General features: G+C 39.8%; 12 protein-coding genes. All 12 read right to left on the bottom strand.

Translation table 11 applies throughout. The annotated features are described in order from the left end of the window. Positions 1-90: 90 nt before the first annotated feature. The 12 genes from ribF to rseP all read right to left on the bottom strand — a co-directional run bounded on the left by ribF (position 91) and on the right by rseP (position 15,162). Entirely contained in the window at positions 91-1,041 is a 951-nt protein-coding gene (gene ribF, locus AC6CHJ_RS04215; protein WP_498287386.1) for a riboflavin biosynthesis protein RibF, read from the bottom strand. A 16-nt stretch (positions 1,042-1,057) separates the two neighbouring features. Beyond that, positions 1,058-1,969: a tRNA pseudouridine(55) synthase TruB gene (gene truB / locus AC6CHJ_RS04210; RefSeq protein ID WP_249775697.1), complete on the bottom strand. Its 912-nt coding sequence runs from the start codon at positions 1,967-1,969 to the stop codon at positions 1,058-1,060. Positions 1,970-2,058: 89 nt separating this feature from the next. Beyond that, the gene (gene rbfA / locus AC6CHJ_RS04205) at positions 2,059-2,409 is read right to left on the bottom strand and encodes a 30S ribosome-binding factor RbfA (RefSeq protein WP_066785730.1); all 351 of its coding nucleotides are present in this window, start codon (positions 2,407-2,409) and stop codon (positions 2,059-2,061) included. Positions 2,410-2,428: 19 nt separating this feature from the next. Continuing rightward, positions 2,429-2,707 (bottom strand): DUF503 domain-containing protein, encoded by a 279-nt coding sequence (locus tag AC6CHJ_RS04200; RefSeq protein WP_147194098.1) that lies wholly within the window; start codon positions 2,705-2,707, stop codon positions 2,429-2,431. Beyond that, complete coding sequence (gene infB, locus AC6CHJ_RS04195) at positions 2,707-5,253, bottom strand: translation initiation factor IF-2 (RefSeq protein WP_392994589.1); 2,547 nt, start codon at positions 5,251-5,253, stop codon at positions 2,707-2,709. Before infB ends, AC6CHJ_RS04200 begins: the two co-directional genes overlap by 1 nt. 14 nt (positions 5,254-5,267) lie before the next feature. Further along, on the bottom strand, positions 5,268-5,579 hold the full coding sequence (locus AC6CHJ_RS04190; protein WP_066785714.1) for a YlxQ family RNA-binding protein: 312 nt from the start codon (positions 5,577-5,579) through the stop codon (positions 5,268-5,270). Beyond that, positions 5,576-5,854: an RNase P modulator RnpM gene (gene rnpM, locus AC6CHJ_RS04185; protein WP_066785711.1), complete on the bottom strand. Its 279-nt coding sequence runs from the start codon at positions 5,852-5,854 to the stop codon at positions 5,576-5,578. Before rnpM ends, AC6CHJ_RS04190 begins: the two co-directional genes overlap by 4 nt. Positions 5,855-5,915: 61 nt before the next feature. Next, positions 5,916-7,070, bottom strand: coding sequence for a transcription termination factor NusA (gene nusA, locus AC6CHJ_RS04180; RefSeq protein ID WP_066785709.1), 1,155 nt, complete (start codon positions 7,068-7,070; stop codon positions 5,916-5,918). Positions 7,071-7,090: 20 nt separating this feature from the next. After that, the gene (gene rimP / locus AC6CHJ_RS04175) at positions 7,091-7,573 is read right to left on the bottom strand and encodes a ribosome maturation factor RimP (protein WP_066785707.1); all 483 of its coding nucleotides are present in this window, start codon (positions 7,571-7,573) and stop codon (positions 7,091-7,093) included. A gap of 130 nt (positions 7,574-7,703) precedes the next feature. Beyond that, the gene (locus tag AC6CHJ_RS04170; protein WP_498287383.1) at positions 7,704-12,038 is read right to left on the bottom strand and encodes a PolC-type DNA polymerase III; all 4,335 of its coding nucleotides are present in this window, start codon (positions 12,036-12,038) and stop codon (positions 7,704-7,706) included. Between the two features lie 96 nt (positions 12,039-12,134). Then, entirely contained in the window at positions 12,135-13,841 is a 1,707-nt protein-coding gene (locus AC6CHJ_RS04165) for a proline--tRNA ligase (protein ID WP_147194105.1), read from the bottom strand. A gap of 61 nt (positions 13,842-13,902) precedes the next feature. Beyond that, positions 13,903-15,162, bottom strand: coding sequence for an RIP metalloprotease RseP (rseP, locus tag AC6CHJ_RS04160; protein WP_066785698.1), 1,260 nt, complete (start codon positions 15,160-15,162; stop codon positions 13,903-13,905). Position 15,163 lies beyond the last annotated feature (1 nt).

Raw genomic sequence — 15,163 nt, 5'->3', positions numbered from 1 at the left:
CGTAGAGCCAAGTAATGGTTCAGCGCCGCTAGAAGCGGATCACTTAGAAAATAGTAACATAAACAAGTTACTCATGCAACTATATTTGATTTAAACTAATGAGCGCAAGTATTCTAATGCCTGTTGTTTATCAGCTTCAATTTGGGTTTTCAATGCCTCAATTCCACTGAATTTTCTTTCGCCTCGCAAGTATCTATACCAATCCACTTTCACTTCTTCACCATAGATATTTTTATCAAATTGGTCAATAAACACTTCAATCGTTAAATTCTTTTCATCTGGATTTTTGAAAGTCGGTTTATAGCCGACATTACATACACCATTATGCCACTCATTCTGTACTTCAATCTTTACTGCATAGACACCAGTTGCCGGTATGAAAGTACCTTCTGCTTCTTGAACATTGGCAGTTGGAAATCCAATTTCTCTGCCTCGCTTATCCCCATGAACCACAACGCCAGGGATTTGATATGGTCGTCCCAACAAGTGGCGAACGGATTCCATATCGCCTTCTTTTAGGGCACTCCGAATCCGTGTAGAACTAATTTTATCTTCTTCAAACTGTTTTTTATCCACAATAGATACCTCGTAATCGCCATTGCTAAGTTGTTTCATATCTTCCATTTTGCCGCTACCTTTCTTGCCAAATGAATAATCAAAGCCAGCACTTACATGTTTAATATTTAACTCGCGAATAAATATATCAACAAATTCAGATGGATTTAAATTGGCAAAATCAGAAGTAAAGCGAACAACAAATACAGTATCAACTTGCAATTTTTTCAGGATTTCAATCTTTTGTTTCAAAGGAGTGATATAAAACACTTGTTCTTTTCGGCCTCCCAATACAATGGAAGGGTGTGGATCAAATGTCATCACAGCTAATTTTAAGTTTTTCGCTTTTGCTTGTTCTCTTGCCTCTTCTATAACCGCTTGATGACCAAGATGAATGCCGTCAAAAAAACCAATGGCTAGTGAGTAAGGGCCTTGAACTTCCGGCGAATTGATTTGATGCGGATACATGAGATGAATCACTTTCATAACAATTTCCTCCTACCTAATCCACGTTTGGAAACATTTTTTCTGGTTTCATGAATCCCTCTTTTTCTGGATGCTTTATATATACAGCAACTGCAGAATTGCCTTTCATATAAACAATTTTATCATTTTCATTAAGCGCAGGATGCATTAGCAGAACTTGTCCATTTTTAATGGCCTTTTCAATAGACTCAGTAAGCTCTATCTGTGGATATTCATAAAGTGCAAATTCCAATGGCTTCATGCACTCTTGAAGCAAGCCGGCATCAACTTTTTCTTGTAATTCGGATAATGTAACACAATCGTCCTTTGTAAAGGTACCTGACTTGATGCGTACTAATGAAGCCATATGAGCAGGATACCCTAACGCTTCACCAATCTGCACAGCAAGCGTTCGAATATAAGTCCCTTTGCTACAGCTTATACGGACAGAGAACCGAATTTTTTCACCCTTATATTCTGTAGAATGGTCTAATAACTCCAATTCATAAATGGTCACTTGCCTTGTTGGACGTTCAACAGTTTCGCCCCGTCTTGCATATTCATAAAGCTTTTTCCCATTTACTTTTACGGCAGAATACATAGGTGGGGTTTGATTGATTGTGCCGGTAAGCGATTGTAAAGCCTGAAGTAACTCATTGCGGCTAATTTGCTTTTCCGACAAATCTTCTTCCACTATCTCTCCTTCGGCATCTTCTGTAGTAGTGGAAACCCCAATTTCAATTACAGCCTCGTAGGTTTTTCCGGCATTCGTCAAATACTCAGCAAGCCTTGTAGCATTTCCTATGCATATTGGCAGCACACCTTCAACAGTGGGATCTAATGTGCCGGTATGCCCGACTTTCTTTGTATGTAAAATTTTTCGCACCTTGAATACACAATCGTGTGAAGTCATGCCTTTTTCTTTCCATAATGGTAAAATACCATGCATGTAACTCACTCCTTTGCCAACATTACACCAAATAATTTAATACATTTTTTAAGAGAAAAAGCCTGCAAGCTCTAATTGCAGGCTTTTGTCTATTGGTCTTGTGAATCGTTCAGTTGGCGCAGCAATGAATCGATTCGATTGCCATATTCTACTGAAGAATCAAAAGCGAAAGAAAGTTCCGGTGTAACTCGCAAACGAATGCGGTGGCTAATTTCAGAGCGAATAAAACCCTTCGCCTTTTCAAGCCCTTTTAACGTATCCTGGCGTTCTCTTTCATTTCCTAGGCAAGTAATATATGCCGTCGCTTGTTGAAGATCACCAGTTACCTCTACATCCGTTACAGTTACAAATCCAACTCTTGGATCTTTGATTTTACGGCTAATGATATCTGCCAATTCTTTTTTCATTTGTTCAGCGACACGTGTTGAGCGCATTGACATAAACGTTCACCTCAATTTCTTATATAAACTCCCGATCAATGTGAAGGCATTGCCATTCCGGATTTGACTCTAGAAAAGCGATAGCCCGCTCTAGCTCTCTTTCCGCTGCTTGTTGTGAAGAAGCAACAGAAACAAGAGCTAGAAGCGTTCTTTGCCAAACATCTTGATGGTCTATCTCTGCAATAGAGATATTGTATTTCTGTTTTACACGCATAGTCATAGACTGCAAAACAGCACGTTTTTCTTTTAGCGAATGTGCAGCAGGAACAAAAAATTCACACTCTGCATATGCCATCATTAGCGTTTAATCTCTTCCATTACGAAGGCTTCGATTTGGTCGCCTACTTTAAGGTCATTGTAGTCTTTGATTGTAAAACCACATTCATACCCTCTTGCAACTTCTTTTGCATCATCTTTGAAACGTTTTAAAGAATCTAACACACCTTCAAAGATAACAATTCCCTCGCGAATCACACGTACACCACTGTCACGAGTTAATTTACCTTCTGTTACATAACCGCCGGCAATTGTACCAACTTTTGAAACTTTAAAGGTTTCGCGAATTTCTGCAGAACCGATTACTTTTTCTTCATATTCAGGATCTAGCATGCCTTTCATTGCAGCTTCAATCTCTTCAATTACTTTATAAATAATGCGGTGAAGACGAATATCTACGCCTTCAGCTTCTGCAGCACGTTTTGCATTGACATCAGGACGAACATTGAAACCAATTACAATTGCATTTGAAGCAGCTGCAAGTGAAATGTCAGATTCAGTAATAGCGCCCGCGCCTGTATGAATAATCTTCACATTAACGCCTTCTACATCAATTTTCATCAATGAAGCAGCCATTGCTTCAACTGTACCTTGAACATCTGCTTTGACAATTAAGTTTAATTCTTTCATATCGCCTTGTTTCATTTGTTCAAACAAGTTATCAAGTGTAACGCGTTGTTTTTCAGTACGCATTTCTTGGATAGCAGTCGATTCGCGAGCTTCCCCTACTTGACGAGCTGTTTTTTCATCTTCAAATACAACGAAACGATCCCCTGCTTGTGGCACTTCGTTTAAGCCAGTAATTTCTACAGGCGTAGATGGACCTGCGCTTTTCACGCGGCGACCAAGATCGTTGACCATTGCACGAACACGACCATACGTATGACCAACAACAATTGGATCTCCTACATTTAGTGTACCGTTTTGAACTAATAATGTTGCTACAGAGCCACGGCCTTTATCTAATTGTGCTTCAATGACAGAGCCAATAGCACGACGTTTAGGATTTGCTTTTAATTCGCCTACTTCAGAAACAAGCAAAATCATTTCAAGCAATTGGTCGATACCTTCGCCAGACAATGCAGAAATCGGTACAAAGATAGTATCCCCGCCCCACGATTCTGGAACCAAACCATGTTCTGTTAATTCTTGCATCACACGATCAGGGTTTGCTGTTTGTTTATCCATTTTGTTGACAGCTACAATGATTGGAACTTCAGCAGCTTTTGCGTGGTTGATTGCTTCAATTGTTTGAGGCATAACACCGTCATCTGCAGCCACAACAAGGATTGTTAAATCGGTAATCTTAGCACCACGCGCACGCATAGTTGTGAAAGCGGCATGTCCTGGTGTGTCTAGGAAAGTAATCTTTTTGCCTTGGACAACAACTTGATAAGCACCGATATGTTGTGTAATACCGCCCGCTTCGCCTTCTGTAACTTTAGTGTTACGGATAGAGTCAAGCAAAGTTGTTTTACCATGGTCAACGTGACCCATAATTGTAACTACTGGCGGACGTTCTTTAATATCTGCAGTATTTTCATTTTCATCTTCTTCGAAGTAAGTATCTAAATCCGTAGCATCAATGCGTACTTCTTCTTCTACTTCAACACCGTAGTCTGCGCAAATTAATTCAATTGCGTCTTGATCAAGTTCTTGGTTGATTGTAGCCATAACACCAAGCATGAACAATTTTTTAATGATTTCAGATGGTTCACGGCCTAATTTTTTAGCTAATTCACCAACGCTAAGTGATTCATAAAACGTGATTTTTTCTGGCAATTCTTTTTTCACAGCTGGCTGTGGTGCCGGTTGTGGACGATTCTTACGGCGCTGTCCGCCATGAATGCCTGGTTTGCGTCGTTGGTTGTTGTTACGGTTGCCGCCTTGTGCATTATTGCTACGGTTGCCGCCTCTTGCATTATTATTAGGGCGGTTGCCACCTTGTGTGTTGCTTGTTTGGCTACCGCTTCTAGCATTATTGTTAGAACGTTGGCCACCTTGCGTATTGCTTGTTTGACTACCGCTTCTTGTATTATTATTCGGACGGTTGCCACCTTGCGTGTTGCTTGTTTGGCTGCCGCCTCTTGAATTATTGTTTGAACGGTTGCCACCTTGCGTGTTGCTCGTTTGGCTACCACCTCTTGAATTATTGTTTGGACGGTTGCCACCTTGCGTGTTGCTTGTTTGGCCACCACGATTATTCGTTTGGCTTCGGTTTTGATTATTATTTGTTGATGGTCTTTGTTTTGAGTTGTCTTTTGAAGTTGAATTATTATTCATAGTACTTCCTTGGTTATTATTTTGTTTTGTTTGAGCAGGACTAGAAGAGGGTTGCTCTTTTCTTGCTGCAGGACGAGTTCCTGGCTGCCCTTTTGTTGGGTTTGACTGTACACTCTGTTGTTGAGTGCCTTTTTTATATACATGATTTAATTTGCTAATCGTTTCTGGTTCTAACATGGACATATGATTCTTCACATCAATTTGGAGCTTAGATAACTGATCAATCACTTCTTTACTTGACTGGCTTACTTGTTTCGCATATTCATGAACGCGTAATTTTGTCATGTACTCACCCCCGGTTAGATTTCGTTGAGTAGCTGAGACAGCTTTCTTGCAAAACCGCTGTCCATTATTGCTACGGAAACTCTCGCCTCCCTACCAAGGGCGTGTCCGAGAACATCCCTTGTTGAAAATTCGTGTAGCTCAACGTGAAAAGAATGGCATTTATCGGTTAGCTTCTTTCTAGTATTTTTCGAAGCATCTGTCGATAAAATAACGAGCTTAGCTTGCTGATTTCTTACTTCTTTTACTACCTGTTCTTCGCCGGTTACCACCTTGCGTGCGCTTGCGGCTATACCTAGCAAATTTAAAATTGCTTGTTCTTGATTCATATTCGAGTTTCCTTTTGAACAATTGCTAATAGATCATCGTATATATGTGCTGGAATTTCCACTTGAAGTTGGCGTTCAAACACATTTTTATCTTTTGCGGCTTGAATCGCTGTAGCCGATTTCGAAACATATGCGCCGCGCCCCGATTTTTTTCCAGTCGGATCAACAGTTACTTCTCCTTCTTTGGAACGGACCACGCGAATCATTTCTTTTTTCGGAAACATCTCTCCGGTAGCAATACATTTTCTTAAAGGTATTTTACGATTGGTCGGCATCAGAATTCACCTTTCTTTTGACATTTGGGTTAATTGAAGACACTGACGTCAAAATCCCTTGTTAGTCTTCTTTGTATAGATCCACTTCGATTTCTTCTAGTGGCTCTTCATCTATCTCTTGTTCATAGATATCAGCAGTTTGGACAATTTGCTCTTCTGAACGTGGATAAATGCCTAATTCAGTCGCATCTGTTTCGCTTTTAATATCGATTTTCCAGCCAGTTAATTTAGCTGCTAATCTTGCGTTTTGACCACGTTTACCGATTGCTAGAGACAACTGGTAATCTGGCACAACAACTGTAGTAGATTTTTCTTCTTCATTTACTTGGACATCTAGTACTTGTGAAGGGCTTAGTGCATTTGCTACAAATACCACTGGATCCTCAGACCACTCAACGATATCGATTTTTTCGCCGTGTAGTTCATTGACAATCGTTTGTACGCGCGCTCCTTTTGCACCAACGCATGAACCCACAGGATCCACTTCTTCGTTATGTGCCACAACCGAAATTTTAGAACGGTCGCCTGCTTCGCGGGCAATCGATTTAATTTCTACTGTGCCTTCAAAAATTTCCGGCACTTCAAGTTCAAATAGACGACGTAGCAATCCAGGATGCGTACGTGAAACGAATACTTGTGGTCCACGGGATGTGCGTTCTACTTTTGTAATATATACTTTTATCCGATCATGCGGTTTGTATACTTCACCAGGAATTTGCTCGCTTTGCGGAAGAACCGCTTCAATTTTGCCAATTCCCACATAGATATTACGAGGATCTAAACGTTCGACTACACCGTTCATAATGTCATCAGCACGGTCTACATACTCTTCATAGACAATACCGCGTTCTGCTTCACGGAAACGTTGTGTCACAATTTGTTTAGCAGTTGTAGCTGCAATACGACCAAAATTGCGCGGTGTTTCTTCTTCTTCCACTACATCCCCAATTTCATAAGCCGGGTTAATTTTCTGCGCTTCTTCTATAGAAATTTGTAGGTGATCGTCTTCTATATCATCTTCTTCTACAACGTCTTTACGTGTAAACAAACGTACTGAGCCTTTATCTAAGTTTAAATCTACACGGACATTTGCCGCTTGATTGAAGTTCTTTTTATACGCATTAATGAGTGCCGCTTCAATCGCCTCAACGATGACATCTTTTGAGATACCTTTTGCTTCAAGTGCAGCGAACGCACCGACTAATTCCTTACTCATTGTCCAATTTCACTCCTAAGTTAACGTTCTGCTGAAAAGTCAATTGCTAAACGGGCTTTGGCAATTTTATCTTTCGGTATGAGAACTTTTATTTTTCTAGTTTTAATTTTTACTGCAAGCTCAGCGCCTTCATCTGTGTAAGATTCTAGATAACCTTCAAATTCCTTCATGCCATTAATCGGCTCATATGATTTTATATGCACAAACTGATTAACTGCTTTTACAAAATCCGCTTCTTTTTTTAATGGACGTTCCGCTCCTGGTGAGGAAACTTCCAAAAAGTAATTTTGTTCAATCGGGTCCACTTCATCCAGTTTCTCACTCAACAATTCGCTTACTTGTGCGCATTGTTCTATATCTATGCTTCCTTCAGGAGTATCCACATAAACGCGTAGAAACCATTCTCTGCCTTCTTTCACAAATTCAATCTCGACTAATTCAAGGTTCAGGCTTTCTACTATTGGTGTTACTAATTGTTCCACTTCTGTTGTAACCTTGCTCATACAATCCTCCTGACTAAAGTTTGTTGTCATAACAAGAGAAAAGAGCGGGATATCCCACTCTTTTGCTGTCGTTCTATCAACAAATAATTGTCTAAATTATAACACAATCGCACCTTGAATGCAACTAGGGCTAGAAGAGGGACAGCTGGTTGGCATCTGGCATTCCTTCTAAGCAGCCCAATTTATCCATATACTCAATCAATGTCTTGGAAACACGACCTCGAATTTGTAAATCTTCTTTTGAAAGAAATTCACCATCTTCTCTTGCCTTGACAATAGCATATGCCACGTTATTCCCTAAGCCTGGAATCGCATTAAATGGCGGAATTAACGTCTGGCCATCTATAACAAACTCCGTTGCCTTTGATTTGTATAGATCTACTTTCTGGAATGCCATACCTCTTTCGCACATTTCAAGCGCTAGTTCTAAAACAGTCAACAAGTTTTTCTCTTTTGGAGAAGCATCCAAACCTTTGCTTTCGATTTCTTCAATGCGTGATTTTATCATTTGCGAACCATTGACCATAGCGATTAAATCGAAATCGTCTGCACGGACTGAGAAATATGCACAATAGTATACAATCGGAAAATGCACTTTAAAATAGGCAATTCTAACAGCCATTAATACATATGCGGCAGCATGCGCTTTAGGGAACATATATTTTATCTTTTTACACGAATCAATGTACCACTCCGGCACACTTTCTTTCCGCATTGCTGCTTCCATGTCTTCTGTTAGACCTTTACCTTTACGTACACTTTCCATAATTTTAAATGCTAACGATGGTTCTAGTCCTTGGTAAATCAAATACACCATGATGTCATCTCGGCAGCCGATTACTTCCGATAACACACAAGTGCCATTTTCTATCAGCTCACTTGCATTCCCGAGCCATACATCTGTCCCATGTGATAACCCGGAAATTTGAACAAGCTCAGAGAACGTAGACGGTTTCGTTTCTTCTAACATTTGCCGTACAAATCGTGTACCAAACTCTGGAATGCCCAATGTACCGGTTTTACAGTTAATTTGCTCGGGCGTAATGCCTAACGATTCTGGACCTGTAAATATTTTCATTACTTCAGGATCATCTGTTGGAATAGACTTTGGATCAATTCCTGTTAAATCAAGTAGCATACGGATAACAGTCGGATCATCGTGTCCCAAAATATCCAGTTTCAGTACATTATCATGAATAGAGTGGAAATCAAAATGAGTTGTTTTCCATTCAGAATCTTGCGCATCAGCAGGATATTGGAATGGCGAAAAATCAAAGATATCCATATAGTTAGGTACGACTATAATGCCGCCTGGGTGTTGGCCGGTTGTTCTTTTGACGCCTGTGCATCCTTGGACAAGCCGATCCACTTCTGCACCTCTAAAATTTAAATTGTTGTCTGATGCGTAGCCTTTTACATAGCCATAAGCCGTTTTCTCGGCAACTGTACCAATAGTTCCGGCACGGTATGCATAATCTTCTCCAAACAATATTTTAGTATAGTTATGTGCCCGTGGTTGATAATGTCCACTAAAGTTCAAGTCAATATCAGGCACCTTATCCCCTTTAAACCCAAGGAATGTTTCGAAAGGTATGTCGTGTCCATCCTTTTTATAGGGAGTTCCACATGACGGGCAATCTTTGTTCGGCAAGTCAAATCCTGAGCCAACAGAGCCATCGTTAAAGAATTCTGATTGCTTGCAGTTCGGGCAAATATAGTGTGGAGGCAATGCATTTACTTCTGTAATCTCCATCATTGCCGCTACAAGCGAAGACCCAACGGAGCCACGGGAGCCCACTAAATAGCCATCAATCAATGATTTTTTTACCAGCTTATGTGAGATTAAATAGATAACCGCAAAGCCATGGCCAATGATAGAACCTAATTCTTTTTCTAGTCTGGCTTCAACTATTTCCGGCAGCGTTTCACCATATATTTGATGTGCCATTTTATACGTCATTTCACGTACTGTCTGGTCAGCGCCTTCAATTTTTGGTGTGTATAGCTCATCTTTAACTGGCACAACATCACCAATCATATTGGCGATTTTTTGGGAGTTGGTTACGACAATCTCTTTCGCCACATCTGCTCCCAAAAAAGCAAAGTCTTCCAGCATTTCATCTGTAGTTCTAAAATGAACTGTTGGCAATTTATAGCGATTTAGTGGGTTAGCTCCACCCTGAGAACGAACGAGCACTTGTCGGAAAATAGCATCATTTTCATTCAAATAATGAACGTTTCCTGTTACGACAACAGGTTTGCCTAACTTTTTACCGATTTTAACGATTTTTCGTATAATATCTTCTAAATTCCATTCATCTCGTATTAACTCTGCTTCGATAAGTGGGGAATATACCCCTTTTGGATGGACTTCTAAATAATCATAGAACTTCGCTACTTCCATCGCTTCTTCCATAGACTTCTGCATAACAGCTGTAAAAAACTCACCCTTATCGCAGGCACTGCCTACTAGTAAACCTTTTCGCAACCGTTGAAGTGACGACCGCTTGATTCGCGGTACACGATAAAATGTATTGACATGCGATTCGCTGACAAGTTTAAATAAATTTTTCAATCCATCGTTATCAACAGCGAGGAGTGTACAATGTGTTGGACGTGCCCTTTTGTAAGAATCTCCTTCACCGATATATTTATTAAAATCATCATGATATGTGATGCCTTTTGCATCTGCTTCTTTTAATAAATGAAGTAATAGGTATCCCGTTGCTTCTGTATCATAAATAGCGCGGTGGTGCTGTGTTAATTCAATGCCGAATTTTTTACACAATGTATTTAAACGGTGGTTCTTAAGCTCAGGATGCAAGAAACGCGCCAGCTCTAATGTATCGATTACAGGGTGATGAAACTCATCAACACCCGCTTTCTTATAAGCTTCATATAAAAAGCCTATATCAAAAGATGCATTATGTGCTACTACGATGGTGTCACCGATAAAAGCATGGAACTCTTTAATCATATCAGTCACTTCTGGAGCGTTTCTGACCATATCATCCGTAATACCTGTTAACTCTATTGTTGTTGTTGACAGTGGATGATGAGGGTTCGCAAAGCTTTCAAACTTGTCTATTACTTCACCATTTCGGATTTTTACGGCTGCCAGCTCAATGATAGTGTCATATGCTGCAGATAACCCAGTTGTTTCTACGTCAAAAACAACATAAGTGTCGTCTTCTAGTAGACGATGTTGTTCATCATATGCTATAGGTACGCCATCATCTACTAAATTTGCCTCTAATCCATAGATAATCTTTATCCCATGTTTTTTTCCAGCATTATAGGCATCAGGGAAAGATTGGACGATTGCATGATCTGTAATGGCAATCGCTTCATGCCCCCACTTTGCAGCTTGACCAACAAGAGCATCTACTGAAGATACTGCATCCATCTGACTCATTGGCGTATGTAGATGAAGCTCAACACGTTTTTCGCCTTCTTTTGCGTGATCCTTCTTCAAAACGGGTTTAATCTCTACCATATCCTGGGCCATGACAATTAAATCTCTGACAAATGTATCGTTTTGCACAGAGCCGCGTACTTTTAGCCACATTCCTTTTTTTGCACATTGCATCAAGGCTGCATCTTCTTTATCGCGAGAGAACATCTTGACTAAGATAGAATCTGTGTAATCAGTCATTTTCAATGTAAGAAGTGATCGTCCACTTCTTAATTCTTTGACCTCCGCATCAAATACATATCCTTCGATTACTACACGCCGTTCTTCATCTTGTATCTGATGAACGTCCATAATCGGTTCATCGTGCTTAATAGGAACCCCTAGTTGGAATGGTCTATCGGATAAATCCACTCCCTCAGGATTTTGCTGACGCTCTTTCTCACGTTTTTGCATATCCATAACAGCTTGCTTTGCAAAGGCTATCTCTTCTTGCTGCCGTTGTTCTAGGAACTGGCGTTGCTGTTCTGCCAAGTCCTCAGTCGATTCGACTAACTGAAAATCAACGGCCATATGAGGAAACCCATACTTTTTATAGGTCATGGATAATACATCTGCATATTTTGACTTCAATGTCATTAATTGAAACTCATGCTGACAATTGAGCATAATCTTCTGCCCATTCCATTCTGGGAGCTGCTTCGCAAGACCTTCACGAAGCGGAGGGGACATTTCGTCTATTTCTTCTACAATCATCAACCAATAATCAGAAATTAAATCTTGTGTTAACTGTTGGTTTGTTGCTTCAATTGTTATCTGAATATCTGCGATAGATGAAAAAGCTTGTTTTAAACGCATTTGGAAATCGCGTAGCAGTTGAAACGGCAATATATGCGGAAGCTTTATTGAAAAACGCCAAACTTTGTCTTTTTTATGCACAGTTAAGCGTTCTAGCTCAGCTGATTCAAAAAATGGCATAACCACATCTTCCGTCATATTGATTTGTTGCAAGAGCAATTGAAATCTTTGTCTTGCATCCTGTTCGTTAGCCATCATTTCACCTCTTTGTTAAATTTTATTAACACTCTTTGAAACAAAGAAAAGAAAGTACAAATTGTACTTTCTCCCTAAAACGCAAGTCACATACTACTATTCGGCATGAAAGAAGTTGTTCAAACGGTCCACCAATTCTTCTTTTGCCCATTCAAACGTTTCACCAGATTGGCGGAATTTCACTTCAACGATACCCTCAGAAGCTTTTTTGCCTACTGTGACACGCACAGGCAAGCCAATTAAATCCGCATCCGCAAATTTAACGCCAGCTCGTTCTTTTCGGTCGTCATATAATACATCATAACGATAAGAACGAAGCAATTTATAAAGATCATCTGTTAATGTTTTTTGCGCTTCATCTTTTTCATTAACTGAGATGAGATGAATATCATATGGCGCAATTTGTTTCGGCCACATAAAGCCATAGTTATCTTGGAATTGCTCTGCAACTGCTGCTAGTAATCTAGAAACACCGATTCCATAACACCCCATGATAAATGGTTGCTTACGTCCATTCTCGTCTAAGAAGCCTGCATTCATTGCATCACTGTATTTTGTACCTAATTTAAAGACATGACCTACTTCAATACCTTCAGCAAATTTGATTGTTCCTTGTCCATCAGGTGTAGGGTCACCTACTTGGATAAACCGGATATCCTCAAAATGGTCAATAGCAAAATCTCTTCCTGGGTTTACATTTTTGTAGTGGAAGCCGTCTTCGTTTGCACCACAAACACCATTGCGAATTGATTTAATTCCATGGTCGGCTATTACTTTCACGTTGACCGGCAGTTTAACAGGTCCAAGTGATCCCACATGACAATTTAATAATTCAAATACAGCTTGTTCCTCAGCAAGTTCCACTGACTCTGCATTTAGTGCATGTTTTAATTTTATTTCATTAATCTCATGGTCTCCACGAGAAAGAACCACTATTAATTCATCATCAACATTAAAAACAAGTGTTTTAATACATTGCTCCTGAGAAACTTCTAAATAGTTTGCTACTTCTTCTATTGTTCTTTGATCTGGCGTTTCCACTTTTTCCAGTGTACCCATCTCTTCATCTGAATGCGTGTATTCAACATTCACTTCTGCCATTTCTATATTTGCCGCGTAATCAGTTTCATCTGAATATGCGATCGTATCTTCTCCTATTTCAGACAGCACCATAAATTCATGTGTGTCCGTGCCACCAATTGATCCGGAGTCAGCTATTACAGCACGGAAATTCAATCCTAAACGAGTAAAAATGTTTGTATAAGCTTTCACCATATCCTGGTAGGTTTCATCAAGGCTTTCATTAGTTGAATGGAAGGAGTATGCATCCTTCATGATAAATTCTCGACCGCGTAGTAATCCAAAACGTGGGCGCTTTTCATCCCGGAATTTTGTTTGAATTTGATATAAAGTCAAAGGCAGCTTTTTATAAGAATTTATTTCATCACGTACTAATGAAGTAATTACCTCTTCATGTGTTGGCCCTAAAGCGAAAGGTCGTTCGTGACGATCAGTTAAACGCATAAGCTCTGGTCCATAAGCATCCCAGCGGCCGGATTCTTGCCATAACTCAGCTTGTTGCAAGGATGGCAATAACAATTCAACAGCGCCAGCTTCATTCATTTCTTCACGAACTATTTCTTCTATTTTTTGCAACACTTTAAAACCTAGTGGCAGATATGAATATACTCCACTCGCATGTTGACGGATAAAACCCGCACGTAATAAGAGCTGATGCGACAAGGCGTCAGCATCAGCAGGTATTTCGCGCAAAGTTGGTATAAATGTTTTACTTTGTTTCATGATTTAACCTCTCTTTGAGCTCTGTTTAATTGTCTATTATATCGAAGCTCTATTTAATACGCTAAAAGAAAAAGCGTTGAATATCATTCCAAGTTACAGCAATCATAAGAATCATTAATAAAACGATCCCTACGAAATGAACCATGCCCTCTTTTTGACGATCGACAGGTTTGCCACGTAATGCTTCAAATCCGAAGAATAGTAAGCGTCCTCCATCTAGAGCAGGTAGCGGAAGCAAGTTCATAATTCCTAAGTTAATACTTAATACTGCAGCCCAATTCATAATATTGACAACACCATATTTAGCCACTTCTTCAGTTGCCTTATAGATACCGACAGGGCCTGACAAGGCATCAATCGTAAAACCGCCAGTTATTAAGGCGCCTAGTATCGTAAATATTTTGATAATCCAGTGGTAGGTCTCAGTGAATCCGAACAATAATGCTTTGACTGGATTCTTTTCGACAGGGCTTTGATATTGTACCCCAATTTGACCGATTGACTGTCCTTCAATATCTTTCTTTTCTGGCGTCACTGTAAGAGTTTTATGAGAATCCCCACGTGTTACATCCAACGTTAGATCCTTCTTTGGATTTTTTTGGATGGCATCTGAAAGTTCTTGCCATGAATCAATTGATTTGCCATCAATGGATGTCACAACATCTCCCTTTTGCATCCCTGCTACAGCTGCTGGGCTGTCTTTTACAACACCCGCTATTACAGGTTCATACGTCGGTACACCTGTAATAAAAGCAATAATGATAAAAATGAAAACAGATAAAATAAAATTAAACAACGGACCTGCAAAAATAGTCATCGCACGTTTGCCGACCGATTTTGAATTAAACTGGCGGTCGTATGGAGCAATGATCAGCTCGCTGCCATTTTCTTCAATTACTGCATTTCGGGCAATATGGTAACGGACAAGTTTTTCATCTTCGTCATAACCTTCTACCCATAATTCTTTTTGAAGGTCTGCCTTTTCTACTTCTAAAAAGAGCATGTCCGGCAATTGTTTGTTTTGATTTAAAACGATTTTAGTTACTTCGTTTTGATTGTTTAGAAGCATTCCAATACGATAACCTGGTTGCAATTCAATGACATCTGCATCGTCTCCCGCCATACGGACATAACCACCCATTGGCAATAGACGAACAGTATATAATGTCTCGCCTTTATTGATCCCTATTATTTTAGGACCAAAACCAATTGCAAACTCACGCACTAATATGCCTGAACGCTTTGCGAAGATGAAATGACCAAGTTCATGGAAAAACACGATGGAACCGAATACCACAATAAATGCAATGATTGATTGCATG

It is taken from the genome of Rummeliibacillus sp. GQ308, assembly GCF_059759115.1.
Note: the sequence above shows the minus strand (reverse complement) of the source record. Positions and strands in the feature narration are given on the sequence as shown.